Raw genomic sequence first — 25,602 nt, 5'->3', positions numbered from 1 at the left:
GATTCATCAAGAATGGAGTGTTCAATGCGCAAGTCTCTTCGGGTTTTCGGTGCTGGTGTCGCCACTGCCGCCCTGATGGCCGTGGGGTCGCCGGCTTTCGCCGCTCCCCAGGGCATGGACCTGGATCTGAACCTGGACAAGCTCACCGCGGCCAGCAAGGCCACCGGTGGTGCCGGCGGTGACGGTGGCTCCGGTGGCATCGGTGTGAACCTGTTGTGCGGTGTCAATGTGATCAACGCCCTGGGTGACACGACGCAGGCCTGCAGTGCCGGCAATGGCGGCGACGGTGGCGACGGCGGCGGCGCGAAGGCCACCGCGGAGAACTCCAACGAGAACTGACATCCCGGACAGCACTCCTGGCGGGTTTCCCTCCGCGGGAAGAACGAGTCGTGCCGGCCTCTTGCGGGAGGCCGGCACGACTCGTACCCGGAGATTGCTCGTTCTCGGGGATTTTGATCGAGATCACCCGATGAACAGGTAAAGCGGAGAAAGAGGCATTCCGGCAGGCTGTGCGCTTTGTGTCACAGGTGAGACGAGGTGGAGATGACGTGTCGACGTTCGAGGGGGCTCCTTTCTCTTTGGTGTGACGCACCATGCCGGATCTCCGGTGAAGTGCCAGGGTGAGTCCGTCGGCCGGAAGGACGGATTCTCCCGGTTGAGTGGGGAGTCCTGCGTCGGCCGGTGTATCCGGATTCATCAAGAATGGAGTGTTCAATGCGCAAGTCTCTTCGTGTTTTCGGTGCTGGTGTCGCCACTGCCGCCCTGATGGCCGTGGGTTCGCCGGCTTTCGCCGCCCCTCAGGGCATGGACCTGGATCTGAACCTGGACAAGCTCACCGCGGCCAGCAAGGCCACCGGTGGTGCCGGCGGTGACGGTGGCTCCGGCGGTATCGGCATCAACGCCCTGTCCTGCCTCAGTGTGGTCAACCTCCTGGGTGACACGACGCAGGCCTGCAGTGCCGGCAATGGCGGCGACGGTGGCGACGGCGGCAACGCGAAGGCCACCGCGGAGAACTCCAACGAGAACTGACATCCCGGACAGCACTCCTGGCGGGTTTCCCTCCGCGGGAAGAACGAGATGTGCCGGCCTCTTGCGGGAGGCCGGCACATCTCATGCGGGGGATTTCCCGGGAGCGTTCGGCGAGGTATTTTCTCGGGGCAGTACCGTTCTTCCGGTGGTGGACCCCGGAAGGGGTTTTCGAACGAATGTGTACTCGCTGCCGCGTTGCTGTAGCGCTGGGTCGGCGTACGGGTCTCGGCGCGAGTGTTTTCTCTCTTTGGTGTGACACAACGAGCAGACTCGCAGGTGGAATGCCATGGTGAATCCGCCGGTCGGCGCCACGGAGATCGGATCCAGTGGATTTCGGCCGTGTCATTTCGGATGAGAAAATTTCGGTTGCATAGTCGGAGGATAATTCAAGTGCGTAAATCTCTTCGCCTGCTCGGGGCCACCGTCGCCACTGCCGGTCTGATGAGCATGGGCTCGCCGGCCTTCGCCGCCCCCCAAGATCTGGATCTGAACCTGGACGAGCTCACCGCTGCCAGCAAGGCCACCGGCGGCGATGGCGGCTCCGGTGGCTCAGGCGGCCTCGGGGTGAACCTCCTGTCCTGCGTCAGCTTGATCAACCTGCTGGGAGACACCACGCAGTCCTGCAGTGCCGGCAATGGCGGCGACGGCGGTGACGGTGGCGACGCGAAGGCCACCGCGGAGAACGAGAACGAAGAGGGTGGCAAGAACAAGCACGGTAAGGGCAAGGGCCACCACGGCAAGACCAGCAAGCACGAATACGCCCACGCCGAGGGCAAGGACGGCAAGGACGGCAAGGACGGCTGACGGCCGCCTGCCCTGTTGCTCTGCGGGTAGTACGAGGTGTGCCGGTCTCCCTCTCATGCGGGGAGGCCGGCACATTGCCGTTAATTCCCGGATCCCCGAATGCATTTCCCGAAAAAATTTTCGTCCCGGAATCGGTGTTCCCACGAGGGTTCACGCCTGGACGAGTGACGCAGTTCGGTTTCCCGCTGTCTTTGACAGCGCAGCGTGCACGGATGTGGAAGTGATTCTTGTGATTCGCTCTTTGGTATGAGTGAGCGAGCCAGGAGTGGGGTCGGCTGCCATCGTGGGGAGGCCGGTCGATGGGGAATCAGGTGAATTCGAGGCCGCCTTCTCAATCGATCGGCGAAACCGAATGCACACACGAGATAGGGGTGTCCGGTGCGTACTTCCCTTCGACTCATCGGAGCTGCGGCCGCCACTGCCGGACTGATGGCCATGGGTGCGCCCGCCTACGCCGGTGGCGGTAACGACGGCATCAACATTCTCAACGACAACAACGCCAGCGTGGCGCCGATCCAGGCGTGCGGGAACAACGTGGCCGTCGTGGGCATCGTGGCTCCGATCCACTCGCCGCAGTACAACAAGTGCGTCAACGCCCCCATCGTCGAGGGCGGCGACAAGGGCCACCACGGCCACAAGGACCGCCACGGCCACAAGGATCACAAGGGCGGCCACGGGCACTACTGAGGTCGTCGCTTCGCCTTCGGGTCACAGCAGAATGTGCCGGTCTCCCTCGGGAGGCCGGCACATTCTCACGCACGTCCACAGCCGGGACTCACCACACTCAGAACTCGCCGTGGTAGTAGACGGTGCTTTCGGCGAACATGTTGGGAGCGACCGAGATCTGCAGTTCGGCGGGTTCGGGGCCGACCTTGAAGGCTCGGGTGATGGTCAGTTCGCCACCCGAGGGGACCTGCGCGTTGGCGAACGCGTCTTCGGTCATGAGCATCTCGGCGGGCCTGTCACCGTGGGTGGCGGTGATGTCCCAACTCGCGGGGTTGATCTCGTCGCCGGTTTTGTTGGTGATCGTGATGTCCACGGCGACGCCGCGCTCGTCGTTGTTGAGGATGAGCGGGTTGTTCTCCGTGTACTTGGTGGGAGCGGAGACCACGACTCCCTCACCGCCGGGCCAGACGTGTGCTTTGCCGAAGGCGAGCTTCGTCGGCTCGCTCGCCTGCTCGCCGTCCTGGACGGGCGGGGCTGCCTGCTCCAGTTCCTTCTCGATGCGGTTCAGCTCGCGGTTGGCGCCTTCGACGGCGGCACCGGCGAGGGCGGTCCAGATGATGCAGATCACCAGACCGATGGCGGCCAGCACGGTACCCGCGATCGCCAGCCCCTTGTTGGTGGCCGCGCCCTTGCGGGCACGCAGAATGCCGAGGATGCCGAAGATGAGCCCGAGGATCGCCAGCGGCCAGGCGATCACCCCGATGATGGGAATCAGCGAGAAGAGGGTGGCAAGCAGGCCCAGAACGAAGCCGGTGGTGCCGAGGCCGTTGCGCGGCTGGACGGCTTGCCCGGGCGGCGGGGGTGTGGGGGCGGTCATCGAGTGCCCTTCGTTGTGGAGACGCGTTCATGGGCGTCACGGCCGTTCGTGCCGGCGTGACGCGACAGGTCGTATTCGTGTGCCGCGCGAGGACGGCTCGTGATCGGCCCCGTTTTTCGACTGCTTCGGGATCGCGCATCGAACGCGGGGCCGAGTCGGCATACTGTCGACAGCTATGTGGGGACGCTCCCGCTGCACCGGACCCGTCGCTGCGGCAGGTGCCGCCGAGATGGCCTGGAAGTTGCTGCTGACATCACCGAAACAGTGTTCCTCCGGTTTGTCACGGGAGCGACACGGTACGGCGCTGTACTGATCACGAGTGGGCAAGGATTCGATGACGGAGATGTTCGCGGGTGTGGGCACCGGTCGATTTCCGCGTGACCGAACCGGCCCGTTCCGGGTGTCGGCCTACACGGCGATGCTGAAGGCACCGATCCAGACGATGCAGGTCACCAGTCCGATGGCGGCCAGCGTGGTGCCCGCGATCGCCAGCCCCTTGTTGGTGGCCAACCCTTTGCGGGCGCGCAGGATGCCGAGGATGCCGAAGAGGACTCCGAGGATCGACAGCGGTACGCCGATGGTCACCCCGCTGACGATCACCCCGACGGACGGAAGTAGCACGAGCAGAGCGGCGAGGAGCCCGAGGACGAAACCGGCGATGCCGAGCCCGTTGCGCGGCTGAGCGGCTTGTCCGTTCGGAGGCGGTGTGGGGGCGGTCAACGGATGTCCTTTCTGGAGAAAGACGCGCGTGTCGGCGTCCTGAGCATCGTGCTCCACCAGTATCCGCCGAGTGTCTTCGGGAGCCGGTTGCCCTCGGTGCTCGATCGCATCTCGGATCGGTGACAGCCGGTTCCGCGGTCCCTGCTTGCCTGTACTTTCCGTGACGGCCTTGCTACGTTGGAAGGCTTTGCCGATCACGACCGGGGAAGGGTTCGATGGCGCAGGCAACTCCAGCGGAGGGGACGTCGGCACCGGTCGATCCGCGCGTGGCCGAACTCGCCCGCAACTCGCCGAATTTCGGTCTGCTGGCCGAGCACGACCTGCTGCTGGCGTCGCTGGGGGCCAGCGCCGAGTCCTACGTGTTCACCGACCCGTCCTCGGCGCTGTTCAAGGCGCGCCAGTTCGGTGAGGCGCTGGCCAAGTGGCTGGTGCGCAAGTCCCGCACCGAGGTGATCGGTGATCGTCAGCTCGACCGGCTGCGGGCCCTGGCGGATGCCGGCATCGTGATCGGCCAGGTGGCCGACGCGTTCCACGCGATCCGCAAGGCGGGCAACGAGGCGGTTCACGAGTACTACGCCGACCGCCGCCAGGCGCTGCAAGTGGTGCACCACTGCTTCTCCCTCGGCTACTGGCTGTACCGGCTGTTGACGGGGGAGCGTCATCTGCGCAGCTTCGTGCCGCCGACACCGCAGCAGGAGCCGGAGCCGTCCTCGCAGGCCGAACGCCACGAGCTCGACCGGCTGCACGCCGATCTGGAGGCCCACCGCGCCACGCTGATCGAAACCCGCACCGAACTCGCCGGCGCGCACGACTCGTTGGAGCGCGAGCAGCGGGTCCGCCGAGAGGTCGAGCAGCAGCTCGCCCGCGTCAGCGCGGAGCAGCAGCGGTGGCGCGAGATCGCCGATCAGCTTTCCGACGTGCTCGAACGCCTCCGGGCCGAACGCGAGGACGCCGGTCCGGAGAAGGTCACGGCCGGCCAGCGGCACGCCTTCATCGAGCGGGCGCGGCAGGCGGGTCGTCCGCCGCTGACCGAGGCCCAGGTGCGCGAGCGGCTCGACGAGGCGCTGCGCCTGGCCGGGTGGGCGGTGCAGGACGTCAACGAGCAGAACCTGTTCGCCGCCCAGGGGGTGGCGGTGCGCGAGGTCCGCACGCGGGCGGGCTACGCGGACTACCTGCTGTACGTGGACCGCAAGCTGGTCGGGGTGATCGAGGCCAAGCGCGAGGGCGAGGACCTGTCGGCCGCCCAGCAGCAGGCTTCCGGCTATGCCACGGGCCTGACCGGGCGGCAGCGGATGGCGTCCTGGCGTGGCGAGCTGGTGTTCCAGTACGTCACCGACGGCAACGAGGTGCGGTTCCGCAACGGGCTCGACCCGAAGCCGCGCACCCGCCGCGTGTTCGCGGTGCACCGGCCGGGCACGATCGCAGGCTGGATGCGCCGGGCCGAGGAGGATCCGCAGCACCCGACCCTGCGTGCCCGGTTGGCGGCACTGCCGGAGGTGCCGCTGGATCGGGCTCCGCTGCGGCAGGCCCAGTACGACGCGATCACCGGGCTGGAGGCTTCGCTGGCGCGGGGTGACGAGCGTGCCCTGATCCAGATGGCCACCGGCGCGGGCAAGACCTTCATGGCCGCGAGCGCGAGCTACCGGCTGCTCAAGCACGCCGGGGCGCGGCGGATCCTGTTCCTGGTCGATCGCAACAACCTCGGTGACCAGGCGGTGGCCGAGTTCGACAACTTCACCACGCCCGACACCGGCACGAAGTTCGGGGAGCTGCACGGCATCGGCCGCATGTCCGGGAACACCGTGCTCGATTCCAGCGATGTGGTGGTGTCCACGATTCAGCGGCTGTGGCTGGCGCTGACCGGGCGGCAGGTGCCCGACGCCGGCGACGACACCGACGAGGACGAGCCGGTGGATCTGCCGGAGGGTCCTGTCGAGGTCGGCTACAACCCGCACCTGCCGCCGGAGACGTTCGATGTGATCGTGATCGACGAGTGCCACCGCTCGATCTACGGCAAGTGGCGCGCGGTGCTGGAGTACTTCGACGCCACCCTGATCGGGTTGACGGCCACGCCGATCCCGGTGACCTACGGGTTCTTCGCGAGCAACCTGGTCAGCCGCTACACCTACGAGGAGTCGGTGGCCGACAGGGTGAACGTGCCGTTCGAGGTGTATCGGATCGGTACGCGCATCGGTGAGCAGGGTGGGCGCATCGAGGGGGGCACGGTGGTGCCGGTGCGCGACACCAAGACGCGCCGCCAGCGCCTGGAGGACCTCGACGACGACTACGTCTACTCCGGCAGGCAGGAGGGCCGCAGCGTCATCGCCAGGGACCGGCTGCGCACGGTGATCGGGGAGTTCCACGACAAGCTGTTCACGCACATCTTCCCGCCGGTCGGCCGGGGCGAGCACGCGCGCGGGCGGCGGTACGTGCCCAAGACGCTGATCTTCGCCAAGAGCGACGACCACGCCGAGGAGGTCGTGGCCGAGGTGCGCGAGGTCTTCGGCGAGGGCGACGCGTTCTGCCGCAAGATCACCTCGAAGGCGCGCAAGCCGAAGGACCGGCTGCAGGAGTTCCGCAATTCGGCGGAACTGCGCATCGCGGTGACCGTGGACATGATCGCCACCGGCACCGATGTGCGGGTGCTGGAGTGTGTGGTCTTCCTGCGCGAGCCGCAGACCTGGTCGCTGTTCGAGCAGATGAAGGGGCGCGGGGCCCGGACGGTGGATGCGGCCGAGCTGCGGCGGGTCACGCCGGATGTGACGACCAAGGCGCATTTCGTGCTCGTCGACGCGGTCGGGGTCACCGACTCCCCGCGTCCGGAGACGCGTCCGCTGGAGCGGTTCACCGAGCGCCAGATCGGCTTGGACAAGCTGCTGGGCAAGGCGGGTTCGCTGACGCTGGATGCCGACGAGGCGTCCACTCTGGCCGGTCGGTTGACGACGTTGAACGGCAAGCTCGACGACGGCGAGCGCCACGAGCTCGCGGAGTTGGCGGGCAGGCCGCTGGAGGAGATCACCAAGGGGATGCTCGAGGTGGCCGGTCCGGAGCGGCGCGCCGAGCTGTACCACCGGGCCGTCGAGGAGTCCGGGGGTGACGAGGCCGCCGGGGAGCAGGCGTTGCAGGAGGCGCTGGTCGAGGCCGTGCGGCCGTTGGCGGAGAATCCGGAGCTGCGCAACCGCATCCTGCAGGTGCGCAGGGCCCACGAGCTGGTGATCGACGAGGTCAGCGAGGACGAGGTCACCGTCAGCGAGGGGTTGACCGCCGAGCAGCGTGCCCGGCAGCTCGTGGAGTCCTTCCGCGACTATCTGCGCACGCATTCCGGCGAGATCGCGGCGTTCGACGTCGCTTTCCGGGAGCGGCGCGACCCGCACGAGGTGTTCGCCAAGTTGCAGGATCTGGCCAAACGCATCGAGCGCCCGCCGTACCAGTGGACGCCGGAGCGGTTGCTCGACGCCTACGCCGAGCTCGGCGAGGCCACCGGGCGCCCGTCGGCCACGGCCGGGGTCGCCGACCTGGTGGGGGTGTTGCGCTGGGAACTCGGGTTGGACGAGAAGGTGCGGCCGTATCGCGAGATCGTGCAGGAGCGCTATGCGGGCTGGCTGGCCCGGCAGGAGCAGGCGGGTGCGGTGTTCAGCACCGATCAGCGGTGGTGGTTGGACAACGTCGTCCACACCATCGGCAAGGACGCCACCATCCGGGCCGAGGACTTCGAGCACGTACCCTTCACCGAGCGCGGCGGTGCGCACGGCTTCGCCGCCGCCTTCGGCGCCGACCGGGCCCGGGCCCTTCTCGACGAGTTGAACCAGGAGCTGAGCGCGTGAGCGACCTACCCGACGGCTGGGAATGGGCGACACTGGGGGAGTTGTGCGAGGCACAACCTGGTTTCGCGAGCGGAAAACACAACCGTTCCGGCGATGGTGTCCTGCATCTTCGCCCTATGAATATTACGCGCAATGGCGCGATCGATGTATCGGATGCGCGATATGTTCGCGATTCCAGTGAGCGTAGGGTTATGAGTGGCGATGTGTTGTTCAATAACACGAACAGTCCAGAGTTGGTTGGCAAAACAGCACTTTTCAATGACCCTGATCCTGTTGGTTTTTCCAATCATATGACTCGCATCAGGCCCGTCGAAGGTGTGTTTTCCAATTTTCTGGCTTGCCAGTTGCACTTTCTTTGGCGTACTGGATATTTCAAGTCGGTCATGTCGAACCATGTGAATCAGGCCAGCGTATCTACCAAAATTCTACTGCGGACTTCGGTGCTGTTGGCTCCACTGGCCGAGCAGCGCCGCATCGTCTCCGCCCTCGAAGACCACCTCTCGCGCCTGGATGCGGGAGTTGCAGGCGTGGACGCTGTGGCGAGCAAGATGGACCGCTTCCGGGATCGGGTGCTCGCTGCAGCAGCGGACGGCTCCCTGCTGGGGCAAACTGATGAGTGTGCTTCCCCGCCTGAACCTGCCGGGGTAGTGGATGGCACGCTTCCCAAGGTTCCGTTCGATTGGACATGGCGCCGTCTGGGTGAGGTCGCCGATGTCGTCGGGGGAATCACGAAGGACGGCAAGAAGCAGTCGGACCCTGCGCTTCCGGAAGTGCCGTACCTTCGGGTTGCGAATGTTCAGCGAGGATCGCTGAATCTGAACGATGTAGCGTCGATACGCGCGGATCCGGAGAAGATCGAGAAGCTCACCCTTCGACCGGGTGATGTCCTGCTCAATGAGGGTGGCGATCGTGACAAGCTCGGCCGTGGATGGGTCTGGGAAGGTCAGCTTGCACAGTGTATCCATCAGAACCACGTGTTCCGTGCGCGGATACACGACGGTATTCTGCACCCGAAGTTGCTGTCTTGGCATGCCAATGGATTCGGGAAGAACTGGTTTTTTGCCAACGGTAAGCAGAGTGTGAACCTGGCATCCGTCAGTTTGTCCAAAGTGAAGCTGTTGCCAGTGCCTGTTCCGCCTCCTGAGCAACAACAAGAACTCGTCAGGACAGCGGAGAGCTACCTGACGATGTTCGATGAGGCCGAACGGTTGATTGAGCAGGCCCGCATCCGCGCCGAGCAGCTGCGCCGCTCGCTGTTGCGGGAGGCGTTCGCGGGGCGGTTGGTGGAGCAGGAGCCGAGCGATGAACCGGCTTCGGTGCTGCTGGAGCGCATCCGCGCCGAGCGGGCGAGCGTGCCGAAGGCCAAGCGCACCCGCAAGCCTCGCGCGGCCAAGACCCGATCCGCGCAAGCACAGCCCGCCGAGCCTGCCGAGGCCGATGCGGAGTCCGAAGGCACCGCGCCCGCCGCGCCCTCCCCGGAGATCGCCTCTGATCGACCGTTGCCCCCGCCTGTCGGCAACGGGACTCAGGAGCTCCTGGATCTGGACTTGTGACCATCAGGATTGTTCGAGAGCGGTGCATCAGTGGAACGGGGATGGCAACGGATGCGGACCCGCTCGGGGCGCCGGGTCGGCCACGGCCTGGCCGCTGAGCTGGAGTCGCGAGTGGTGGAACTGCGGCACCTCGACGACACGGTGAGCAGTGCGGAGCTGTCTCCGATCATCGGCAAGGAGTTGATGGAGGCCGAAAGCCTGGTGCGCTGTGCGAGCTTCACGGAGGCTGTCGGCAAGCGATTGTTCACCGCCGTCGGGGAGTTGTCCCAGCTTGCCGGGTGGGTGGCCGGTGATGCCGGCCGGTATCGGCAGGCTCAGCGGCTCTACCTGTCCGGGGTGGCAGCAGCCGAGGAAGCCGGAGACAGAATGCTCGGCGCGCAGCTCCTGTCGAGCCTGAGCTACCAGATTGCCAATGTCGGAAATCCTGCCGATGCCGCGCTGCTGGCGCGCACGGCGGTGCAGGGCGCGCCGGAAGCCACCCCGGTGGTTCGTGCTCTGCTCCTGGAGCGGCTCGCCTGGGCCTCGGCGAAAGCGGGAGACGCCGAGACCACCTGGACAGTCCTGGACGCCGTCGACGACTCGTACGAGCGGCGGGGAGCGGACGAGCCGGAATGGGTCTACTGGCTCGACAGAGCCGAAATCGACATCATGGCGGGGCGTTGCCTGATCGAGCTGGGCAGGCCGCGCGAGGCCGAACCCCTGTTGTCGGCGGCCATCGCCTGCTACCCGCCCGAGCACGCGCGCGAGGTGGCGCTGTACCGCTCCTGGCTGGCGGAGTCCTACGCCCGGGCGGGAGAGCTCGACGCCGCCCGCGAAGTTCTCGACGGTGCTCGGCGCTATGGCGCCGAGATGCCGTCCGCCCGCAGCGACACCCGCTTCGAAGCCGTGGAACGGTTGTTGTCCGGCCTTGACTACAGGCATTAACGCCAAAAACTACGCTCAAGTGTAGTTTTCAGTGTAAAGAGTGTAGTATATGCCGCATGAAGGCTGTACGGGCTCTGGCTGAGCTGGGTGCCTACACCGCCGGGCAGTGGGGGTTGGTCACCACGGCGCAGGCCCGGCAGGTCGGGGTTGGCACCGTGACCCTGGTGCGCCTGGTCGACCAGGGACTGCTGCTGCGTGTGCGCCACGGGGTCTACGCCCTGGCCGTTGCCGAGGAGACCAGCCACCTCGAGATCAAGGCGGCGTGGCTGGCGCTTCGTTCGGCCGTGCCGAGCTGGGACCGGCCGAAACTCGACCCCGGCGGGGGAGTGGTGTCACATCGCACGGCGGCACTGCTGCACGACCTCGGTGACATGGTCGCCGACAAGATCGAGATGATCGTCCCCAAACGGCGCACGCTCGGGGACGCGGTACGTCTGCGCCCTCGTGATCTGACTGACGACGATGTCACGCTGGCCGACGGGCTGCCGGTGACCACCGTGGAACGCACCGTGGTCGATCTTCTCGACGATCACGTCGACTCCAGCCATATCGCCCCGGTGATTCACCGCGCCTGGCATCAGGACAGACTCGACCTCGATCGTCTCGTCGCCCGCGTGAGCCCGTACAGCCGCCGTTACGGGCTGCCCGCCGACGGCGGTCGCGGCCTCCTGGACTACCTGCTGGAGCAGGTCGGTGACGAGTCGCCCACGGAGCAGGCCCTGACGGAGATCCTGCTGGCCTATCCGGACGTCAACGCCGAAGTCGGCCGCGCACTGGCCCTGCCCAAGACTGCCGAGCGGGATCGGCACGGAGCGAACAAGCCGGTCGTGCCGGATCTGTCGGAGGCCCGCATGGCCCCCGTACGGCACGCCCATCGAACTGCGAGCAACGCGCACCGCGACCAGATTGTCGAGCTGCTTCGGCGATTCCGGCAGCTCCCGACGGAAAACCAGGCCACAGCCCTGCGGGCACTGCTGGGTGCCGCCCGAGCAGCACCGAGGTGATCCGTGCCCCCTCCGCAGTTCCACACCCCCGTCCAGCTCCACCAAGCAGTGAGCACGCGTGCGAGGCGACACGGCAAGGCGATCAACGTGGACGGCGGCGAGATCCAACGCCGCTGGTATCTGGAGCGCCTGCTCGCGCGCGTGTTCACCCATGACCCGCACGGGTGGCTGCTCAAGGGCGGGCTTGCCCTGCTGGTCCGGTACAGCCAAGCACGGCATTCCCGTGACCTGGATCTGCTGCACCGGTCGAGGGATGCTGCTGCCGAACTCGCCGACAGATTCCTCACACCTCTACTGCGGGGCGACGCGGTGGAATCCTGGGACCCGACAACACGGTCGTGGAGCCGACTCGACAACCAGGGCTGAACCGGATGATCGGCCTGTGAGTACTGCGCGTGAAAGTCAACTCAACCGGTCTTCTCAACCTCAGCCAAGACGAAGGACGTCATGGCGGGGCGCTGCCTGATCGAGCTGGGCAGGCCGCGCGAAGCCGAGCCTCCTGACGGCGATCGCCTCGCTCTCCGGGCCCGAGCGACCGGGAGAGCGACACTCGCCCTCGCGCGCACGCCGACTCCCCTCCTGCTCGCCGCCATACCACCTTCGTTTGAGCAGTGAAGTTATTTTCCCTGGTTGTGCACCCTTGCAAAGCTGGAACCGTGACTCTAGAATTCTGATTACAGAGAACGGAAGAAGGGTTCGACGGAGAGGAGGTGGCGCGCACTCTCACCGGCCACTCGAGGTTGGTGACGTGCGGGACGGCAGCAGGACACCCCGCCCGTGCCGCGCATCGCCCCGATGCCACTGCGTTGTTGATGCATTGAGCGTTTTCACCTGTGAGCTGGAAAGGAGCTGTCCCATGACCATGGCATTCGACCCGCTGTTTCGGGATCTCAACCGGCTGACCACCGAGGTGTTCGGCTCAAGCCGCGTACCCCAGGGGATGGCCATGGACGCCTACCGAGTCGGGGAGGACTACGTCGCCGAGTTCGACCTGCCCGGCATCGACCCCGATTCGCTGGAGGTCCGCGCGGAGAACAACACGCTGACCGTGCGCGCCGAGCGCAAGAGCCGCCCCGGCAGCGAGAACGAGGCCGAGGTCAGCTACGTGACCGCCGAACGTCCTCGGGGTACGTTCTCCCGCCAACTGTCGCTCGGTGACGGGCTGGATGTGGACAACATCAGTGCCGACTACACCGACGGAGTGCTGCGGGTGACGCTGCCGGTGGCCGAGCGCGCCAAGCCTCGCCAGATCAAGGTCGGTCACGGTGGTGGCCGGCGGGTCATCGAAGGTAAGAGCTGATCGCGCCCTCCCGCACTCTGCCCGGGTCCTGGCGGTACTGCCGAGGGTCCGGGCAGAGTGCTTGCCGGGGCGCGACAATTCCCGGGAGACGTGGATGAGCGAGCGCTACCCCACCGATCGGGCTCAGGAGGCGTTCGACGACGCCGACTACCCGGCCTACACCATGGGACGGGCCGCCGACATGCTCGGCGTCACCCCCGACTTCCTGCGCAGCCTCGGCCCTGCGGGGCTGTTGGACCCGAACCGCTCGCACGGAGGACATCGCCGCTACAGCCGCAGCGAACTCGTCCTGGCCGCCCGCGTGCGCGAACTTCTCGACGAAGAGGGCATGAGCCTGCTGGTGGCGGTGTGCCGCCTGGCCCGCCTGGAATCCGAGCTGCACGACACCCGGCAGCGCCTGCGCCAACTCGAGGACCGCGCCCGGCAGAACGGCGCGGACCGGCCCCGCGGCTGATTCGAGAAATCGTGGCGCTTCGCCCCTCGCCGTTCGACTCGAGGCCGCTGCGACGATGCCACGCAGGCCGCCGACGCCGCAGCGGCCTGACGATCCGCCCCCGATGAACACCACTGCAGCGAACAGTGTTAAAAGTGCTGAGTTGTCGTGTGTGGCGCCCATTGTGCGATGGGCCCATCACACGGAAGGGCCGCGAGAAGCGCTCTCTGTCGGCTTTCCCGTGGCCGACTGGCGAGAACACCGGGCCCGGACGGAGGGAATACGGTGACGCCCGCCCGGGTGAGCCGGCGAATCCGCCGGCCGTAGCCGATCGAGGAGGCTCAGCACATGGAAGAGGGGGCGTCTTCATCAAGAAGGCGGTCGATGTCGCTGTCGGTGTGCGACCCGGTCGAGGAGTTGTCCTTGGTGCGCACGGTGAGTCGCACCTGGCTGAGGGGCTACTCGGACAGCACCGTGCTGGATGCCTTGCTGGTCCTGGACAACTTGTTCACCGATGCGATCCGCAGCGGACGCACGCCCCGCCACGTGTGGCTCGGCTTCAACAGCGAGGGAAGGCTCGAGCTGGAGATCATCGCCACGCAGCCGAGCAGGCAGATCGCCTCCCTCGGTCCACTGCTGATCTCCGGTGGGCTCGGTCGGCTGATGCTGGAAGACTTGACGCACTCGTGGGGCGTGGAAAGCGACGAACACCAGCAGCGGATGTGGGCCGTTCTGGAGATGACGAGCTGGTCCCTCGGTCAGTGACCAGTCGATTCCCCGCTATTCGGCGGCTTCCGGCCCGCTTCGGCAGTCCCGAGTCTCTCCAGGAGGGAGTGGGCGGTGGCCGCTCACGCGGCGAAGGGAGTGCGCAACCGGCGCATCCCGGCGTCGCTTCGATCGGCGACCGGGTGGTGCTGCTCGGGCAGGTCCCGGGCGTGTTCGGGTTCGATGAACTGGACCGGGCTGACGGTGCCTGCAGCGTGGGTGTGGCCGTCGGCGGTCGATGCCCGGCGGGCAACGTGCTTGCGGGGTTCCCGGTCGGTGGCCGGCGTGCTGCTGCGCGGATGGCGCAGGGGGGTGGAGGTGGTGATGAGGTTCCTTCCTGCTCCCGTGCTCGATCCCGTCCGGCGCGTGGGCGCGGGGGACGGTTGATCGGCTCGGGGGAGTGTGGGGTGGTATGTGCCCGAAAGCGCCGCCGGCTGCCCACCCGGGCGGGCAGCCGGCAAACGCCAGAGATGCGGGCTTTCAGACCTGGACGGTGCTGGCCTGCGGTCCCTTGGGGCCCTGGGTGACCTCGTAGGTCACCTGCTGGTCCTCCTCGAGGCTGCGGAAGCCACTGGCGTCGATGGCCGAGTAGTGCACGAACACGTCCGGACCGCCCTCATTGGGGGTGATGAAGCCGAAGCCCTTCTCGGCGCTGAACCACTTCACGGTTCCCTGTGCCATGTCTGTCTCCTTCGGGAGCTGGGTATGACGGGCGTCCACACCGTGTGAAGGCCCGGGCCGGGGATCTCGAACGCCCGGCTACTCCAGCATCAACCAAAGACAGCAGCGCGCTCGCATCAAACTCCTGCGAGCGTGCACAAACACGAACTCAGAAATACGACGACCATCACGCACCCTACACACTCCGGAAGCGTGGCGTCCACGCCGGCGACCTCAGCCGGACGTATCGGAGCCGGTGTCGGTGTGTTCGGCGAGTTGGTCTTCGAGGCTGATGATGCGGCAGGCCGCGGCCACCGGGGTGCCCTGATCGACGAGCTCGCGGGCGCGGGAGGCCTGCCGGAGCTGGGCACGGGAGTAGCGGCGGTGCCCACCGGCCGAACGCTGCGGGGTGATCAGCCCCGCTTCCTCCAGCGACCGCAGGAACGGCTGGCTGACCTCCAGCATCTCCGCGGCCCGGCCCATGGTGTAGGCGGGATAGTCAGGGTCGTCGAACTTCTCATCAGCACCAGGACGTTGCCGGTTCATCGGATGCTCCCTGCCCCTCGAAAAGGCCCCCGGCGCACCAGCGGTGCACCGGGGGCTGCGAGGGGTTCTTGCTCACTGCACTGCGGGCCGCACTTCCGCCTGAGGGAGGCGGGTACGGCGCTCGTCCTGACGAACCGACGACCCCCCTTCTCGCTCGGGTGCGATCACGAACTTTTCCTCGTAGCCCGGGCGGGGACCCTGTGGCCCCCGCCCGGGGGACTGCTGCACTTGTTCACTCGCGGCGCCGATTCGTCGCTGATGGCGCTGTGTGTTCTCTCCTCTGATGGCAGAAACTCTAACAGGACCGCGATGGCATGTCTACCGCGGCGAGCATAGAAAATTCCTCGCCGCGGTGAAGGGCGCTCGGACCGCCGGCTGATGGCCGACGACGTCCCCGGGAAGAGCCCGCTGCCCCGGGCGGGGCGACGTGGAACCGGACTTCTCCCAGGGGAGTCCTTCGTCGTTCGTGCGCTGCGCAGGCAGCGCGTCGGCCACGAGGCGGCCCTGGACCTTGTCCGTGTGCATCCTGGCCGGTGGGAGATCGCCTTCCAGGAGGAGAATCCGGGTGCGGCTTGCTTCTTGCGTCACGTTGCCATGGCTGCGACGAGTTCTTACTGCCTGAGGTAATTTCGACCGTGGTTGAGCAGCCAGCCGGGGATCACGTGCGTCCCGCCGAGGAGATGCCCGTGATCCGCCTTCTGGGCAGGAACGTGCCCGACGCACGTCCGTGTGTGTTGCCCGGGGGTGACGGTTGCTGCCAAGGCCTGCTCCCGGCGGAGAGACAAGGGAGGCACAGGCCTGATGAGCATCCGCGAGCCCTCGCCCGAGGACGTATCGGGACCGGACGATCTCGAGGTGGCCGGAGCCACGCTGGGGCTGCAGGTGACGCACCCGCGGGCTGATGCGGTGATGATCGCCGCCTCCGGTGAGATCGACGAGGCCACCGTGGCCCACTTCGAGGAGGTTCTCGCCCCTCGCCTGCTGGCGTCGGTGCGGGTGGTGGTGGTCGATCTGTCCGCAGTGGAATTCCTCGGTGTGCCCGGCCTGCAACTGCTGACCCAAACACACCTGCGTGCCCAGGACCGCGGACTCGAACTGCGGCTGGTGGCCGACGATCACGGAGTGGCCCGTGCGCTGCGCATCGCCAAATTGGATGCTGTGCTGTCCTGGTACAGCACTGTTGCCGACGCCCTGAACGCGGATCCGCAAACCCCGGACCGGGCCGAGCCCGCTCCGGAACATGCTCGGAGGTGGCAGTACGACGGAGAGGAAGCAGCAGCCATGGCCGCCGACGACACGGATGTGGAGGTCTTCGCCGACATCGCTCGGGAGCTGGCCGCGCAGCCCTCGGAACAGGCCGTGCTGGAGCAGGTCGTGAAATTGGCCGTGCAGCACCTCGACGGCTGCGACGATGCGGGCATTCTGCTGCTGCATCGCAAACAAAAGGTCGGCACTGCGGCGGCCTCCAGTCGGCTCGTCCACGAGTCCGACCAGGCCCAGGCCCGGCTGCAGGAGGGGCCGTGCTTCGATGCCGCCCTGGATACCACGCCTTGGCGCAATCGGGTTTATCGCAGCGACGACACCGCCACCGAGACCCGCTGGCCGTGCTACATGCCGCGGGCTCGCGAACTCGGTATCGGCAGCATGCTGGGTTTTCAGCTCTACCGCGACGAGGAGGTCTTCGGAGCCCTGGACCTGTACGGCCACCGGCGCAACGCCTTCGACGCGCGGACCGAGCGTCTGGGCTGGGTGCTGGCCTCGCACGCGGCGGTGGCCCTGGCCAGCGCGCGCACCGACGAGCAACTGCGCACCGCCATCGCCACTCGCGAGGAGATCGGCAAGGCCCTGGGCATCCTCATGGAGCGCTACCGACTCTCCGACGATCAGGCTTTTGCCGTGCTCAAGCGGGTCTCGCAGGACAACAACCGCAAGCTGCACGCCGTGGCCGAAACCTTCCTGCGCACCGGCGAACTCCCCGGAGCGAGCCCGCCGGAATCCGGCTGAGCGGAGCGGCCTCGCAGGCTGGGGATTCCACCGGCGAGGCCTTGACCGGACCGGCGTGCCGAAGGCCAAGCGCCCCAAAGCCGGTGTCGCCGGCTGTTCGGCGCTCGGGAGCCCGTTCGGGGATGTGGGACTGCGTTGCGGCCGGGCCGCTGGTATGCCGGAGAAAGGGAATGTGTGGTGGCCACCTGCCGCCGCGCCCGCCCTGGACGCCTGCGGGGCAAGCTCGACGGTGAGGAAGAGGAAGCTGCCGGCCATGGCCATCGATGACACGTCCCTGGAGTTCTTCGCCGACCTCGCTCGGGATCTGACCGCGCAAACCTCGAAGCAGGCCGTGCTGGATCGGGCCGTGGAGCAGGCCGTGCGGCACCTCGACGGCTGCGACGACGCCGGCATCCTGCTGCTGTACCGCAAACGGGGAGTCGAAACGATAGCGGCCTCCAGCCGGCGTGTCCACGACTCCGACCAGGCGCAGGGCCGGCTGCGCGAGGGCCCGTGCTTCGATGCCGCTCTGCAAGCCGGTTCCTGGCACAACCGGTTCTACCGCAGCGGCGATCTCGCCACCGAGACCCGCTGGCCGTCCTACATCCCGCAGGCCCGCGCGTTGGGCATCGGCAGCATGGTGGGCTTTCAGCTCTACCGGGACGAGGAATTCTTCGCAGCCCTGAACCTGTACTCCGACCGGCGGCAGACCTTCGGCGAGCGTGCCGAGAAACTGGGCTGGGTGCTCGCCTCGTATGCGGCGGTGGTGCTGATCAGCGCGCGCACCGGCAAGCTGCCCGGCGTCCCCCCGCCGGAAGAAGCCTGAACGGGCGCCTCGGCCCGGCGCCGTTCACTCGGCCATGGCGGCCTCGATCGCGGCTGCCAATGCTGTCGCGCTGTTGTCGCCGGTGTAGCGCTGCCCGTTGACGAAGAAGGTGGGGGTGCCGCGCACACCGCTGGCGCGGCCCGAGGCGATGTCGGCCTCCACCCGGTCGAGGTGCCTGCGCACGTTGCGGCTGGTGACCGCGTCCGGGGGCAGGCCGATGTGCTCGGCGTGGGCTGCCAGGCCGTCGGTGTCCAGCTGCCGTTGGTGGGTGAACAGCTGCTCGTGCATGTCCCAGAACCGGCCTCGGGCACCGGCTTCCTCCGCGGCGAGTGCGGCTTTGCGCGCGTTCGGGTGCAGTGCGTCGACCGGGTAGTGCCGGAACACGAAGCGCAACCGATCCCCGTACCGCGCTCGCAGGTCCCGCACCACTGGATGCATGCCGCCGCAGTAGGGGCACTCGTAGTCCGCGTACTCCACGAGCGTGACCGAGGCGGTCGGCGGCCCGAGGACGTGATCGTCGTCGGAGACCGGCTCGGCCAGCGTGTCCGGCAACTGCTCGGCGGACATGTCCTCGCCGGGCGGAGCGCACACCGCTCCCCGGTTCCAGGCCAGCCAGAAGATCACCCGCCCGATGACCGCGGCCAGCAGCGATCCCACGAGGATGCCGACCTTCGCCTCGTTGCGCAGTGCTTCGTCGGCGAAAGCCAGCTCGGTGATGAACAACGACACCGTGAATCCGATCCCGGCCAGGGCCGCGCCGCCGAGCAGCTGGCCCCACACCAGCTGGCCGGGAAGCGCCCCGAGACCGAACCGCAGCCCGACCCAGCTGCCCAGGGCCACGCCGGCGAACTTGCCGACCACCAAACCGAGCACGATGCCGAGGGTCACCGGTGAGGTCACCGCCCGCGACAGCGTGTCCGCCCCGAGTGGGATCCCGGCGTTGGCCAGCGCGAACAGTGGGATCACGGCATAGCTGGTCCACGGGTGCAGGTGGAGTTGGAGCCGTTCGTTCGGGGGCACCGCGGCCTGCAGCTCACGTCGGGTCTCCCGCCCGCGCTCCGGCGTGGGGTTGCGCGTGAAGGCCTGGGCCAGCTCGCCGACCCGCAGCACCCGCACATCCGGCGGGGTGTAGATGCGGACGAGGATGCCCAGGGCCAGCCCGACGACCGTGGGATGCAGCCCGGACTCGACGGTGAACACCCAGATCGACAGCGCGAGCACGGTGAACAGCGGAGCCCACCCGATGCCGGCCCGCCGCAACACCAGCACGAGCACGAACAACGCGGCAGCGACCATCAACGCGGAGACATTCAGCTGCCGTGTGTAGACGATCGCGACGACACTGATCGCGCCCACGTCGTCCACGACGGCCAGAGTCAGCAGGAACACCCGCAGCGGATCCGGGCACCGCGGCCCGACCAGCGCCAGCACCCCCAGCACGAACGCGGTGTCGGTGGCCATCGGAATGCCCCACCCGATCGCTGTCGGGCTCCCGGCGTTGACCGCCAGATACAGCACCGCGGGAATCGACAGCCCTCCCAGTGCGGCCAGCAGCGGAACCGCCACCATGCTGCGGTTGCGCATTTCGCCGAGGGTGAATTCGCGGGAGACTTCCATGCCGATGACGAAGAAGAACAGGGCCATGAGCCCGTCGTTGATCCAGTGCCGCAGGTCCAGCTCCAACTCCAGCACGCCGATGCGCACCGCCAGCGGGGTGTGCCAGAGGGCCTCGTAGGCGGCGGCGAACGGGGAGTTGGCCCACACGATCGCGATCACGGTCGCCGCCAGCAGCAGCAGCGTGCCGCCCGCCTCGGTGGTCAGAAACGCCTGCACCGCCCGCGGCAGAGCTCGGGTGGAGGTGGGCGAGGGCAACCTCATCGTGTGCAGGCCTCCAGTCGGCGCGCGGCGGGATCGTCCCCGTCCGGGCAGGGCAGCCGGGCCACGTGGGGGCTGCCGACAAGGCGGGGCTGCAGAACATCATGCGCATGCCGAGCACTGATCGCATGAGGTTGCCGCGACCGCGCCGAGCAAGGAGAACCGGACGTGGTGCTCGAAACTGGTTGGATGGAGAGCCGGGCGACCAGCCGGTGAACGCGAAGGCGCCCCCGCGGCACAGAGGGAGACACGATGAGCATGGCCACGAGAACGGACGCGCAGTCACCTGCGCTGCACGTTGCCGACAGCCACGATCTGATCCGCGTGCACGGCGCGCGCGAGAACAACCTCTCCGACATCCATGTCGAGATCCCGAAGCGCCGGCTGACGGTGTTCACCGGTGTCTCCGGCTCGGGCAAGAGCTCGTTGGTGTTCGGCACGATCGCCGCGGAGTCGCAGCGGATGATCAACGAGACCTACAGCGCCTTCGTGCAGGGTTTCATGCCGACGCTGGCCCGGCCGGAGGTCGACGTGCTGGAGGGGCTGACGACCGCGATCATCGTCGACCAGGAGCGGATGGGCGCCGATCCCCGCTCCACGGTCGGCACCGCCACCGACACGGGTGCGATGCTGCGGATCCTGTTCAGCCGGCTCGGGCAGCCGCACATCGGCTCGCCCCAGGCGTTCTCCTTCAACGTCGCCTCGATCAGCGGAGCGGGCGCGGTCACGTTCGAGCGCGGCGGAAAGACCGTGAAGGAGCGGCGCGACTTCAGCATCACCGGCGGCATGTGTCCGCGCTGCGAGGGCCGGGGCTCGGTCACCGACTTCGACCTGTCCGCGCTGTACGACGACAGCAAGTCGCTCGACGAGGGCGCGCTCACGATCCCCGGATACAGCATGGACGGCTGGTACGGCCGCATCTTCCGCGGCTGCGGCTTCTTCGACCCGGAGAAGCCGATCCGGGAGTTCACCGAGGCCGAGCTGCACGACCTGCTCCACAAGGAGCCGACGAAGATCAAGGTCGACGGGATCAACCTGACGTACGAGGGGCTGATCCCGAAGATCCGGAAATCGATGCTGTCCAAGGACCGCGAGGCGATGCAGCCGCACATCCGGGCGTTCGTGGACCGGGCGATCACCTTCACCGCCTGCCCCGAGTGCGGTGGCACCCGGCTGTCCGAGGCGGCCCGGTCGTCGAAGATCTCCGGTGTCAACATCGCCGACGCCTGCGGGATGCAGATCAGCGACCTCGCCGAGTGGGTGCGCGGCCTGGACGAGCCGTCGGTCGCGCCGCTGCTGGCGTCGTTGCAGCACACCCTCGACTCGTTCGTGGAGATCGGACTGGGCTACCTCTCGCTCGACCGCCCGTCCGGCACGCTGTCGGGCGGCGAGGCGCAGCGCACCAAGATGATCCGCCACCTCGGCTCGTCGTTGACCGACGTCACCTACGTCTTCGACGAGCCCACCATCGGCCTGCACCCCCATGACATCCAGCGGATGAACGACCTGCTGCTGCGGCTGCGCGACAAGGGCAACACCGTGCTCGTCGTGGAGCACGAGCCGGAGACGATCGCGATCGCCGACCACGTCGTCGACCTCGGCCCCGGCGCCGGCACCGCCGGCGGCACCGTCTGCTTCGAGGGCACCGTCGAGGGGCTGCGGGCCGGTGACACGCTCACCGGCCGCCATCTCGACGATCGGGCGAGTCTCAAGGAGACCGTGCGGACGCCCACCGGCACGCTGGAAATCCGCGGCGCCACCTCCCACAACCTGCGTGACGTCGACGTCGACATCCCGCTCGGGGTGCTCTGCGTGGTCACCGGTGTGGCGGGCTCCGGCAAGAGCTCGCTCATCCAGGGCTCGCTGTGTCACCAGTCGGGGGCCGCCGACGCCGGGGTGGTGTCGATCGACCAGAGCGCGATCCGCGGCTCCAGGCGGAGCAACCCGGCGACCTACACCGGCCTGCTCGACCCGATCCGCAAGGCGTTCGCCAAGGCCAACGGCGTGAAGCCGGCCCTGTTCAGCGCCAACTCCGAAGGCGCCTGCCCCACCTGCAACGGCGCAGGCGTCATCTACACCGACCTGGCGATGATGGCCGGTGTCGCCACCACCTGCGAGGAGTGCGAGGGCAAGCGGTTCGGAGCCTCGGTGCTGGAATACCGCCTCGGCGGCAAGGACATCAGCGAGGTGCTCGCGATGTCGGTGACCGAGGCCGAGGAGTTCTTCGGCGGCGCCAGGAGGACGACCGAGCATCGCAGCGACGAAGGAGCGAGGACGGGGCGCCAGGACACAGCGGGCGACGCGCGGATCCCGGCGGCGCACCGGATCCTCGAGCGGCTCGCCGACGTCGGGTTGGGCTATCTCAGCCTCGGCCAGCCGCTGACCACGCTGTCCGGCGGCGAGCGGCAGCGGCTCAAGCTGGCGACGCACCTGGGGGACAAGGGCGGGGTGTACGTCCTCGACGAGCCGACCACCGGTCTGCACCTCGCCGACGTCGAGCAGCTGCTCGGCCTGCTCGACCGCCTCGTCGACTCCGGCAAGTCGGTCATCGTCATCGAGCACCACCAGGCGGTCATGGCCCACGCCGACCGGATCATCGACCTCGGCCCCGGCGCCGGCCACGACGGTGGCCGGGTCGTCTTCGAGGGCACACCCGCCGATCTCGTCGCCGCCCGGTCCACCCTCACCGGCGAGCACCTCGCGGACTACGTCGGCACCTGAGCTGAGGCCCTCGCGGACACCGCGGGACGAGTCCGGGTCGTGGCGGTGCGGGCGTCGAGGCAGGGTGGTCCGAGGCAGTCGGTGAGCGGATCGCGCACGTAGAGCACCGACTTCCACGGGCGCGGCGCGCTGACGCCTCCGTGGGCGAGCGCTACCTCGCCGCGAGCCAGGGCCGCCGGCTCCGGGGCGTCCGGCTGAAATCGACGGCGTGCTGCCTCGTGCCGGCGGTGTCCGGGGTGTAGAGTGACGGGTGGTCGTTGTATTTCTGGGTTCGTGTTTGTGCACGCTCGCTCAGAGGTTTGGTGCGGGCGCGCTGCTGTCTTTGGTTGATGCTGGAGTAGCTGCCGTTCGAGATCCCGGCCCGGGTGTCCACACGGTGTGGGCGCTCGTCACACCCCAGCTCCCCGAAGGAGACAGACATGACACAGGGAACCGTGAAGTGGTTCAACGCCGAGAAGGGCTTCGGCTTCATCGCCCCCAATGAGGGCGGTCCGGACGTGTTCGTGCACTACTCGGCCATCGACGCCAGTGGCTTCCGCACTCTCGAGGAGGACCAGCAGGTGACCTACGAGGTCACCCAGGGCCCCAAGGGACCGCAGGCCAGCACCGTCCGGGTCTGAGCCCCTCTCAGCCTCTGCGTTCACCGGCTGCCCATCCACTCGGGTGGGCAGCCGGTGGCGTTTTGGGCGAGCAAGCCCGCACATCGGCCGGGCCGATCACCCGGCGCCGCAACAATGCGCCGGGTGGCATCGAGCACGGCACGAGGAAGAAACCTCATCACCACGGCACCACCGCCGCACCACCGGCACCGCGGCATGCCGCAGGCCGACCGGTCGTCCCGCCTGCCCGACCAGCACGCTGCCCGTCGGGCTCCGGCCTCTCGTGGGCACACCCACGCTGCGAACACCGCCGGTGCGGTCCAGCGGAACATGCCTCAACTGGCGATCTCGGCTGTGGCACGCGAGGCTGCTCCTGCGGGGGATTTTCCCGTCCGGGGGTGACACCACGCCCTGGGATCGGGCAGCTGACACGCCCGGGCGGACCCTTGCAGTATCCGGCGGCAGGGACCCGGTACGGCGGTGCGCACACTCTCCCGGTGGCGTATCCGGTGGCGTGGCACAGCGCACGGGGCCCTGCCGCCGGTCTCGTGCTCGGCAGTCGGCGGGGTAGGTGGCTGCCGGGATGCGGGCAGGCGCTTCCGGAGTGGGCGGTGCCGATCGGGCAGGGGCCGCAGTCCTCGTGACCCGGTCGTTCGTGGGGCCACCGGGGACGGCCGGAGGCACACAGCCGCTCGGGGGCACGGCCGTGCACCTCCGGCCGGGAGACCGGTTCCCGCGCGGTCGGGGAGGATCGGGAACCGGCCGGGTTTGTGGGCGTGTCAGCTCGCGGTCCGGTTGGTGCCCCGTTCGATGGCGGGGTTGCGTTCGTCCAGCAGCGCGCGGCGGGCGGCGAGATAGACCCGGCACGGGGCCTTCGGACGCCGGAACGGCTTCAGCCAACGCCGCCGCTGCCGTGAGCAGACCCGGCACTCGCCGTACTCGCCGGGCTGGTGTTCGTTCATCAGTGTTCGCACCGTCGCCACCAGGTGCGGGATCTCCGTGCGTCCTATCCGGACCACGGCGTGCTCACTGCCCTCGGCGGCGATGCCGTCCAAGGTGTCGAGCCTGGTCCGTACTTCGGCGTTCAGCTCTTTCAGCCACATCGACCGATCGCTCCTGCCTGCTGTAGTGATGATCACTGGACCGTGGAAGCCGTCATGTGATCTATGCTTCCGCTTCATTCAATGATCAATACCTTAGAAGTGAATCATTCAGTTTGTGAAGTACTCCGTATAGGTGAACATGATGTTCCTCAGTAGACTGCTCTGATTCAGTGCGTAGGGGATCAGGCAGGCTCCAACGGCGCCTCGAACACGGAGGGACAGCGCATGACGAACGGCAGCGGCTCGATGGTCAGTCGCCGCCGGCTCGGGATCGAGCTGCGACGGCTCCGCGAGAATGCGGGACTGAGCATGGAAGAAGCCGGTAACCGCCTCGACGATCTCTCCCAACCGAAGGTCTCGCGGCTGGAACGCGGCCGGGTACAGCGTCCCCGGATCGGCGACGTGCGGGCTTTGCTGGAGCTGTACGGCGTTACCGGCACCGATGCGGAAGCGCTGTTGGAGTTGGCGCGCGGTTCACGTGGCAAGGGCTGGTGGAATTCCTACGCCGACCTGCTGCCGGAATGGTTTCACGGTTATGTCGGTCTGGAAGCCGACGCGGCCGAAGTCTCCAACTTCGAGCCACAGCTCGTACCGGGGCTACTGCAGACCGAGGCGTATGCACGAGCCGTGATCCGTACGTCGCCAGGTATGACCGACGACGAGGTGGAACGCAAGGTCACTGTTCGTACCAACCGGCAGGAGTTGCTTCATCGTGAGCAGCCGCCGAAGGTCTGGGCGATCGTGGACGAGGCCGCACTTCGCCGACCGTTCGGCGGCAATGGCGTCATGCGCCTACAGCTCGACCACCTTGCCGACGTTGCCTCGGAACCCAACGTCGTCATCCAGGTGCTCCCCTTCGATGCAGGTGCTCACCCGGCTGTGACCGGTGGCTTTATCGTGCTCGGTTTCCCCGGTACGGAGAACATCGATGTGGCCTACCTCGACGCCCACGGCGGCCTATTTCTGGACGAACCGCCGGACGTAGCCTGGTACCGCGAACTGTTCGACCACCTACGTGCAAGAGCGGCCGATCCCGACCGGACACGCGAGCTGATCGGGAAGGTTGCGAAGGAGCTGACGTGAGCCAAGCAGGCGGGCACGCCCACTTCAATACCGACTTTTCGGCCGCCGCATGGCGCAAAAGCTCGCGCAGCGCGCCGAACGGTAACTGTGTTGAAGTCGTCTTTGTGCCTGGTGTCGTCGCCACTCGCGATAGCAAGAACACGTCCGGTCCGGCACTCGCGTTCGGGCGTGCGCAGTGGGCCTCGTTCGTCGGCGCGCTCAAGAGCGGCGACCTCGACCCGCGCTGAGCGGCCTGCCGCCCGGTATTGATACTTGCGCAGCACTCCGTGGTGGTAGCTTCCTGCTCATTCGACCTTTCTGGAGGAAC

At 67.5% G+C, this 25,602-nt stretch carries 25 protein-coding genes; 18 read left to right on the top strand and 7 right to left on the bottom strand.

What is annotated here, in order from left to right; translation table 11 throughout:
• Window positions 1–24 precede the first annotated feature (24 nt).
• The 4 genes from DFQ14_RS13060 (at window position 25) to DFQ14_RS22325 (ending at window position 2,520) form a co-directional block, all read left to right on the top strand.
• Complete coding sequence (locus tag DFQ14_RS13060) at window positions 25–339, top strand: hypothetical protein (RefSeq protein WP_114453510.1); 315 nt, start codon at window positions 25–27, stop codon at window positions 337–339.
• A 375-nt stretch (window positions 340–714) separates the two neighbouring features.
• Entirely contained in the window at window positions 715–1,029 is a 315-nt protein-coding gene (locus DFQ14_RS13055; protein ID WP_114453509.1) for a hypothetical protein, read from the top strand.
• A gap of 390 nt (window positions 1,030–1,419) precedes the next feature.
• Window positions 1,420–1,833, top strand: a complete 414-nt coding sequence (locus DFQ14_RS13050; RefSeq protein WP_179951573.1) for a hypothetical protein — start codon at window positions 1,420–1,422, stop codon at window positions 1,831–1,833.
• A gap of 378 nt (window positions 1,834–2,211) precedes the next feature.
• Window positions 2,212–2,520 (top strand): hypothetical protein, encoded by a 309-nt coding sequence (locus DFQ14_RS22325; protein ID WP_246195487.1) that lies wholly within the window; start codon window positions 2,212–2,214, stop codon window positions 2,518–2,520.
• Window positions 2,521–2,617: 97 nt separating this feature from the next.
• On the opposite strand, the gene DFQ14_RS13040 is transcribed toward DFQ14_RS22325, so the two are convergent.
• Together DFQ14_RS13040 and DFQ14_RS13035 are read right to left on the bottom strand one after the other, a co-directional pair.
• Complete coding sequence (locus DFQ14_RS13040) at window positions 2,618–3,376, bottom strand: DUF4190 domain-containing protein (protein WP_114453508.1); 759 nt, start codon at window positions 3,374–3,376, stop codon at window positions 2,618–2,620.
• Window positions 3,377–3,784: 408 nt separating this feature from the next.
• Window positions 3,785–4,153: a DUF4190 domain-containing protein gene (locus DFQ14_RS13035; RefSeq protein WP_147275570.1), complete on the bottom strand. Its 369-nt coding sequence runs from the start codon at window positions 4,151–4,153 to the stop codon at window positions 3,785–3,787.
• A gap of 158 nt (window positions 4,154–4,311) precedes the next feature.
• Between DFQ14_RS13035 and DFQ14_RS13030 the strand changes: the two genes are divergently transcribed.
• From DFQ14_RS13030 to DFQ14_RS12995, 8 genes are all read left to right on the top strand, one after another.
• On the top strand, window positions 4,312–7,920 hold the full coding sequence (locus tag DFQ14_RS13030; protein ID WP_114453506.1) for a DEAD/DEAH box helicase family protein: 3,609 nt from the start codon (window positions 4,312–4,314) through the stop codon (window positions 7,918–7,920).
• Complete coding sequence (locus tag DFQ14_RS13025) at window positions 7,917–9,473, top strand: restriction endonuclease subunit S (protein ID WP_114453505.1); 1,557 nt, start codon at window positions 7,917–7,919, stop codon at window positions 9,471–9,473. The genes DFQ14_RS13030 and DFQ14_RS13025 overlap by 4 nt, the downstream gene beginning before the upstream one ends.
• A gap of 51 nt (window positions 9,474–9,524) precedes the next feature.
• Entirely contained in the window at window positions 9,525–10,397 is an 873-nt protein-coding gene (locus tag DFQ14_RS13020; protein WP_179951572.1) for an NsdA family TPR-like regulatory protein, read from the top strand.
• A gap of 56 nt (window positions 10,398–10,453) precedes the next feature.
• Entirely contained in the window at window positions 10,454–11,401 is a 948-nt protein-coding gene (locus tag DFQ14_RS13015; protein WP_114453504.1) for a type IV toxin-antitoxin system AbiEi family antitoxin domain-containing protein, read from the top strand.
• Between the two features lie 3 nt (window positions 11,402–11,404).
• Complete coding sequence (locus tag DFQ14_RS13010; protein ID WP_114453503.1) at window positions 11,405–11,767, top strand: nucleotidyl transferase AbiEii/AbiGii toxin family protein; 363 nt, start codon at window positions 11,405–11,407, stop codon at window positions 11,765–11,767.
• A gap of 490 nt (window positions 11,768–12,257) precedes the next feature.
• On the top strand, window positions 12,258–12,701 hold the full coding sequence (locus DFQ14_RS13005; RefSeq protein WP_114453502.1) for an Hsp20/alpha crystallin family protein: 444 nt from the start codon (window positions 12,258–12,260) through the stop codon (window positions 12,699–12,701).
• Between the two features lie 94 nt (window positions 12,702–12,795).
• Window positions 12,796–13,155 (top strand): MerR family transcriptional regulator, encoded by a 360-nt coding sequence (locus DFQ14_RS13000; RefSeq protein ID WP_114453501.1) that lies wholly within the window; start codon window positions 12,796–12,798, stop codon window positions 13,153–13,155.
• Between the two features lie 363 nt (window positions 13,156–13,518).
• The gene (locus tag DFQ14_RS12995; RefSeq protein WP_114453500.1) at window positions 13,519–13,899 is read left to right on the top strand and encodes an ATP-binding protein; all 381 of its coding nucleotides are present in this window, start codon (window positions 13,519–13,521) and stop codon (window positions 13,897–13,899) included.
• Between the two features lie 83 nt (window positions 13,900–13,982).
• Here DFQ14_RS12995 and DFQ14_RS12990 read toward each other — a convergent pair whose 3' ends face one another.
• The 3 genes from DFQ14_RS12990 to DFQ14_RS12980 form a co-directional block, all read right to left on the bottom strand.
• On the bottom strand, window positions 13,983–14,360 hold the full coding sequence (locus DFQ14_RS12990; RefSeq protein ID WP_114453499.1) for a hypothetical protein: 378 nt from the start codon (window positions 14,358–14,360) through the stop codon (window positions 13,983–13,985).
• Window positions 14,361–14,379: 19 nt separating this feature from the next.
• Window positions 14,380–14,580 carry a cold-shock protein gene (locus DFQ14_RS12985; protein ID WP_114453498.1) on the bottom strand — a complete coding sequence of 67 codons (201 nt, stop codon included), beginning with the start codon at window positions 14,578–14,580 and terminating at the stop codon, window positions 14,380–14,382.
• A gap of 213 nt (window positions 14,581–14,793) precedes the next feature.
• Window positions 14,794–15,105, bottom strand: a complete 312-nt coding sequence (locus DFQ14_RS12980; RefSeq protein WP_114453497.1) for a helix-turn-helix domain-containing protein — start codon at window positions 15,103–15,105, stop codon at window positions 14,794–14,796.
• Window positions 15,106–15,906: 801 nt separating this feature from the next.
• On the opposite strand from DFQ14_RS12980, the gene DFQ14_RS22555 reads away from it, so the two are divergent.
• Both DFQ14_RS22555 and DFQ14_RS12965 read left to right on the top strand, forming a co-directional pair.
• A complete protein-coding gene (locus DFQ14_RS22555; RefSeq protein WP_114453496.1) occupies window positions 15,907–17,109 on the top strand; it encodes an ANTAR domain-containing protein in 1,203 nt (400 codons plus the stop codon).
• Window positions 17,110–17,362: 253 nt separating this feature from the next.
• Entirely contained in the window at window positions 17,363–17,914 is a 552-nt protein-coding gene (locus tag DFQ14_RS12965) for a GAF domain-containing protein (protein ID WP_158546698.1), read from the top strand.
• 24 nt (window positions 17,915–17,938) lie between these two features.
• Here the strand turns inward: DFQ14_RS12965 and nhaA are convergent, their stop codons facing one another.
• Window positions 17,939–19,792 (bottom strand): Na+/H+ antiporter NhaA, encoded by a 1,854-nt coding sequence (gene nhaA, locus DFQ14_RS12960; protein WP_246195486.1) that lies wholly within the window; start codon window positions 19,790–19,792, stop codon window positions 17,939–17,941.
• Window positions 19,793–20,041: 249 nt separating this feature from the next.
• Here nhaA and DFQ14_RS12955 point away from each other — a divergent pair, with 249 nt between their 5' ends.
• Window positions 20,042–22,510 carry an ATP-binding cassette domain-containing protein gene (locus DFQ14_RS12955; RefSeq protein ID WP_114453494.1) on the top strand — a complete coding sequence of 823 codons (2,469 nt, stop codon included), beginning with the start codon at window positions 20,042–20,044 and terminating at the stop codon, window positions 22,508–22,510.
• Window positions 22,511–22,929: 419 nt separating this feature from the next.
• On the top strand, window positions 22,930–23,130 hold the full coding sequence (locus DFQ14_RS12945; RefSeq protein ID WP_114453492.1) for a cold-shock protein: 201 nt from the start codon (window positions 22,930–22,932) through the stop codon (window positions 23,128–23,130).
• A 758-nt stretch (window positions 23,131–23,888) separates the two neighbouring features.
• Here the strand turns inward: DFQ14_RS12945 and DFQ14_RS12940 are convergent.
• A complete protein-coding gene (locus DFQ14_RS12940; protein WP_114453491.1) occupies window positions 23,889–24,212 on the bottom strand; it encodes a hypothetical protein in 324 nt (107 codons plus the stop codon).
• Between the two features lie 225 nt (window positions 24,213–24,437).
• Between DFQ14_RS12940 and DFQ14_RS12935 the strand changes: the two genes are divergently transcribed.
• Together DFQ14_RS12935 and DFQ14_RS12930 are read left to right on the top strand one after the other, a co-directional pair.
• A complete protein-coding gene (locus DFQ14_RS12935) occupies window positions 24,438–25,295 on the top strand; it encodes a helix-turn-helix domain-containing protein (RefSeq protein ID WP_114453490.1) in 858 nt (285 codons plus the stop codon).
• Window positions 25,292–25,522 carry a DUF397 domain-containing protein gene (locus DFQ14_RS12930; RefSeq protein ID WP_114453489.1) on the top strand — a complete coding sequence of 77 codons (231 nt, stop codon included), beginning with the start codon at window positions 25,292–25,294 and terminating at the stop codon, window positions 25,520–25,522. Before DFQ14_RS12935 ends, DFQ14_RS12930 begins: the two co-directional genes overlap by 4 nt.
• The last annotated feature ends 80 nt before the right edge of the window (window positions 25,523–25,602 follow it).

Source organism: Halopolyspora algeriensis (assembly GCF_003337235.1).
Taxonomy (GTDB): domain Bacteria; phylum Actinomycetota; class Actinomycetes; order Mycobacteriales; family Pseudonocardiaceae; genus Haloactinomyces; species Haloactinomyces algeriensis.
This window is presented reverse-complemented; position numbering and strand designations above follow the sequence as displayed.

Bases quoted from the DNA above. Each gene is read 5' to 3' on its own strand.
- DFQ14_RS12940 (WP_114453491.1), bottom strand. From the start codon at position 24,212: ATGTGGCTGAAAGAGCTGAACGCCGAAGTACGGACCAGGCTCGACACC.
- DFQ14_RS12935 (WP_114453490.1), top strand. From the start codon at position 24,438: ATGACGAACGGCAGCGGCTCGATGGTCAGTCGCCGCCGGCTCGGGATC.
- DFQ14_RS13040 (WP_114453508.1), bottom strand. From the start codon at position 3,376: ATGACCGCCCCCACACCCCCGCCGCCCGGGCAAGCCGTCCAGCCGCGC.
- DFQ14_RS12945 (WP_114453492.1), top strand. From the start codon at position 22,930: ATGACACAGGGAACCGTGAAGTGGTTCAACGCCGAGAAGGGCTTCGGC.
- nhaA (WP_246195486.1), bottom strand. From the start codon at position 19,792: ATGAGGTTGCCCTCGCCCACCTCCACCCGAGCTCTGCCGCGGGCGGTG.
- DFQ14_RS13060 (WP_114453510.1), top strand. From the start codon at position 25: ATGCGCAAGTCTCTTCGGGTTTTCGGTGCTGGTGTCGCCACTGCCGCC.
- DFQ14_RS13005 (WP_114453502.1), top strand. From the start codon at position 12,258: ATGACCATGGCATTCGACCCGCTGTTTCGGGATCTCAACCGGCTGACC.
- DFQ14_RS13055 (WP_114453509.1), top strand. From the start codon at position 715: ATGCGCAAGTCTCTTCGTGTTTTCGGTGCTGGTGTCGCCACTGCCGCC.
- DFQ14_RS12985 (WP_114453498.1), bottom strand. From the start codon at position 14,580: ATGGCACAGGGAACCGTGAAGTGGTTCAGCGCCGAGAAGGGCTTCGGC.
- DFQ14_RS12995 (WP_114453500.1), top strand. From the start codon at position 13,519: ATGTCGCTGTCGGTGTGCGACCCGGTCGAGGAGTTGTCCTTGGTGCGC.
- DFQ14_RS12980 (WP_114453497.1), bottom strand. From the start codon at position 15,105: ATGAACCGGCAACGTCCTGGTGCTGATGAGAAGTTCGACGACCCTGAC.
- DFQ14_RS12965 (WP_158546698.1), top strand. From the start codon at position 17,363: ATGGCCATCGATGACACGTCCCTGGAGTTCTTCGCCGACCTCGCTCGG.
- DFQ14_RS13015 (WP_114453504.1), top strand. From the start codon at position 10,454: ATGAAGGCTGTACGGGCTCTGGCTGAGCTGGGTGCCTACACCGCCGGG.
- DFQ14_RS13000 (WP_114453501.1), top strand. From the start codon at position 12,796: ATGAGCGAGCGCTACCCCACCGATCGGGCTCAGGAGGCGTTCGACGAC.
- DFQ14_RS13030 (WP_114453506.1), top strand. From the start codon at position 4,312: ATGGCGCAGGCAACTCCAGCGGAGGGGACGTCGGCACCGGTCGATCCG.
- DFQ14_RS12955 (WP_114453494.1), top strand. From the start codon at position 20,042: ATGAGCATGGCCACGAGAACGGACGCGCAGTCACCTGCGCTGCACGTT.
- DFQ14_RS22555 (WP_114453496.1), top strand. From the start codon at position 15,907: ATGAGCATCCGCGAGCCCTCGCCCGAGGACGTATCGGGACCGGACGAT.
- DFQ14_RS13020 (WP_179951572.1), top strand. From the start codon at position 9,525: ATGCGGACCCGCTCGGGGCGCCGGGTCGGCCACGGCCTGGCCGCTGAG.